This window comes from Archangium sp. (assembly GCF_036388035.1).
GTDB lineage: Bacteria > Myxococcota > Myxococcia > Myxococcales > Myxococcaceae > Archangium.
Genome location: NZ_DASVSO010001033.1, coordinates 1 through 3,446 on the forward strand (window position 1 = coordinate 1; position 3,446 = coordinate 3,446).

The following is a 3,446-nucleotide window of genomic DNA, read 5'->3' on the forward strand; positions in this document are numbered from 1 at the left end:
GCCCACGCATCAGCAGCCCGAGGAGCGCCATCCCGATGCTCGCGGCAACCACCTTGCGGCCCGTGACAAGCGAGTGCAGGAAGGAGGACTCGTAGTTGATGCCCACGTAACGGATGGCGAAGAGCAACCCGATGGGCAGCACGGGGAAGCCCTCGACGGTGAACCAGACGGAGGAGAAAACCACCAGCTTGTAAAAGGTCGCGCGGCTCAGGTGGAAGCGGTCGTCGTAAACGGTGTCCATGAGGCTCCTCTGGGGAAAGAGTTGCCCTGGCCAGAGCACGCGCCGGGCCAACACCCGTGGACGTCATTCCGGTCACTTGGCGGGAAGGCCCGTCCACCCCCAGAGACACCGGGTCCCGTTCCTGAGCCTCCGGCTGGCCGCCCGACCCTGCTGGCCTCTTTGGAGTCACGCGCGAGCGGGACGCGGGCCACACAGCGAGCGGAGCGCGTCACGCTCGGCCGTGGAGAGCACCGTGACAGGGTATTTCGGATTGCCGCTCGCGCGGTCGAAGAACGGATGTGGCCACGTCTTGCCGCGGAGCTTCCAGCCGAGCACCTTGAGGATCGCACGCGCGAGCATGCGCACGTTCGGCTTCACCGACCCGGGCGGCGGATCACCGATCGCGAACTCGCCGAGGATCCCACCGAGCGGCGCGCCGAAGACCTCGTCACACGGGCGTGCGTTCGGCGCCTGCTGGAACAGTTCGGTGACGATCCCGACGAACGGTAGCCGCGGCGACACCGTGTTGCCGAGCGGCGTCTTGCAGCAGCTCGCGTACCAGCGATAGATGCCCTTGGGCGTGAGGCGCATGGCGGTGACGAGTTCGAGGCCACGATCGAACGAGAGCGTCGATGGCGCGACCTGCACGATATCCGAGCCGCCGTGCTCGTCGAGCAGCTCGGCGCGGCCGAGGTGGTGCAGGAACGCCTGACAGTCGTCGCAGTAGCAGACGCCGCGGGTCACTGTGTCTGGCCCCGCATCGCGCAGCCATCCGTGTATCTTTCCGCAACGACACTGGAGCTCGACGTCTTGAGACATGGGGAGCCCACCTATCACCTTTTGACGCGCGATGCGCGTGCGAGAGGAGAGCTCACCGCGCCTCGAGCAGCATCGGCAAGCTCAGCTCTCCCGCGAAGGACGCATCGTCTCCGTGACGGGCAAGCTCCAGCGCGCGCGCCGCGCCAGCTCGGCCTCGCTGGGCGCAGGCTGTTCGACCCAGAGGATGCCATTCCAGAGGGGACGGGCATCCGTGGGAGGTAGTTCAGGAACGGGCGGATTGGCGCAGACGAGTCCACGCCTCGGCGAGGGCCTGCGCGGCGGCAACCACGTCCTCCCGCGTCGTTGTCCTTCCCAAGGACAGACGCACCGAGCCGAGCGCCGCTCGTGGCTCCACACCCATCGCGGTGAGCACGGAGGAGGCGGACTCCTCGCCCGCGTGGCACGCCGAGCCCGTGGACGCGGCCACCTCGGGAGTCGCCGCCAGGAGCGCGGAGCCACTCACGTTGGGGAAGCGCACGTTCAGCGTGTTGGGCAGCCGCTCCTCCGGGTGACCATTGAGCGCCAGCCCGGGGATGCGTGCCCGCAGCCGCTCCCAGAGCTCGTCGCGCAATGCGCGCACCCGCTCGGCCTCGCCCTCCACCGTGCGGAGGGCCACCTCACTCGCGGCCCCGAGCCCCACGAGCGACGCGACGTTCTCCGTGCCCGGGCGCAGGCCGCGCTCGTGCCCCGCCCCGAGCAGCACCGGGCGCAGCGGCGTGCCCCGGCGCACGTACAGCGCTCCCACGCCCTTGGGCGCGCCGAACTTGTGGCCCACCACCGTGAGCAGGTCCACGCCGAGCCCTCCGGCGGACAGCGGCAGCTTGCCCACGGACTGGGCCGCGTCCGTGTGCACCAGCACGCCCCACGCCCGGGCCTCGCGGGCAATCTCCGCGATGGGCTGCAGCACGCCCGTCTCGTTGTTGGCGTGCATGAGGGTGACGAGCGCCGTGTCGCCCCGCAGCGCCGCCACCGCCTCGGAGACACGAACCCGTCCGTGCTCGTCCACCGGGAGCCACGTCACTTGCGCGCCGTGCTTCTCCAGCTCATGGCACGGCTCGGTGGTGGCGGGGTGCTCGATGACGGAGGTCACCAGGTGCCGCTTCTCCGGGAGCGCGGCCACCACTCCGCGAATGGCGAGGTTGTTGGCCTCGGTCCCGTGTGCGACGAAGAAGATCTCCTCCGCTTGCGCACCGAGCAGCGCCGCCACCTGGGCCCGTGCGCGGTCGATGGCCTCGCGGGCCCGGCGCCCGTAGACGTGGGCACTCGACGGGTTGCCGAAGTGCTCGCGCAGGTACGGCAGCATGGCGTCGACCACTTCGGGCAGCAGCGGGGTCGTGGCGTTGTGGTCCAGGTAGATGGGGTCGCGGGGCGCGCTCATGGCGCCCGGCATTCTCTCCCATCCGGCAGGCTCACGGTACGTCCCTCGAATCCCATCCCGTGTACAAGTCCTCGTTCAGCCCATCGAGCAGCCGCAGTTCCTCGGCCGAGAGGGAGAAGTCGAAGACATTCGCGTTCTCGCGGATACGCTCCTCGTGGACGGACTTGGGGATGACCACGAAGTCGTGCTCGAGGCACCAGCGGATGAGCACCTGCGCGGGGGACTTGCCGTACTTCCGGGCCACCTCCACGACGCGCGGGTCCCCGAGCCGCATCCCCTTGGTCAGCGGGCTGTAGGCCTCCACCACGATGCCCTTGCCCGCACAGTAGCGCTGCAAGGATTGCTGGTTGAGGAAGGGGTGCTGCTCCACCTGGTTGACCGCGGGCACGACCTTCGCGCGACCCAGCAGCTCCTCGAGGTGGTGCTCCATGAAGTTGCTCACCCCGATGGCCCGGCACTTTCCATCCGCGAGCAGCTTCTCCATGGCGCGCCACGACTCCAGCCGCCGGCCCGGCACCGGCCAGTGCACCAGGTACAGGTCCACGTACTCCAGCCCGAGCGCCTCCAGGCTGCGATCGCAGGCGCGCAGCGTCGAGTCGTAACCCTGGTCATCGTTCCACAGCTTGGTGGTGACGAAGATGTCGCCTCGGGACAGGCCGCTCTCGCGCACCGCGAGGCCCACGTCCCGCTCGTTGCCATAGATGCGCGCGGTGTCGATGTGCCGGTAGCCAGCCGCGAGCGCCGACAACACGGCCTGGCGCGTCACCTCGCCGCGCGGCGACCGGAAGACGCCCAGACCCAGCCGGGGAAGTTCCACGCCGTTGTTCAGCTTCACGGTGGACTGGAGGTTCAGTGCCATGGCGTTGCTCCTGCGTGTGGATTCAACCGCGGCCGAGCAGCTTGAAGGCCCCGTGGCGGCCCTGTCCACCCCTCAGCGCTCCGCGCGACCGTCCCCGGCAGTGCTATGCCCGGTAGTCGCCATGACCCGAACCCTTACCATCGTCCCCCGCTGGGCCGGTCACTCCGACT

The 3,446-nt window shown here is 69.3% G+C and carries 4 protein-coding genes; all 4 read right to left on the reverse strand.

Annotation, left to right across the window (positions count from 1 at the left end):
* Positions 1-241 (reverse strand): hypothetical protein (locus VF697_RS42430; RefSeq protein WP_331104335.1); only part of this gene is annotated, 241 nt, incomplete at its 3' end.
* A 165-nt stretch (positions 242-406) separates the two neighbouring features.
* Positions 407-1,039, reverse strand: a complete 633-nt coding sequence (locus VF697_RS42435) for a DUF6151 family protein (protein ID WP_331104336.1) — start codon at positions 1,037-1,039, stop codon at positions 407-409.
* A gap of 223 nt (positions 1,040-1,262) precedes the next feature.
* Positions 1,263-2,417 carry a cysteine desulfurase family protein gene (locus tag VF697_RS42440; protein WP_331104337.1) on the reverse strand — a complete coding sequence of 385 codons (1,155 nt, stop codon included), beginning with the start codon at positions 2,415-2,417 and terminating at the stop codon, positions 1,263-1,265.
* Between the two features lie 31 nt (positions 2,418-2,448).
* Positions 2,449-3,276, reverse strand: a complete 828-nt coding sequence (locus tag VF697_RS42445) for an aldo/keto reductase (protein WP_331104339.1) — start codon at positions 3,274-3,276, stop codon at positions 2,449-2,451.
* Between the last annotated feature and the right edge of the window lie 170 nt (positions 3,277-3,446).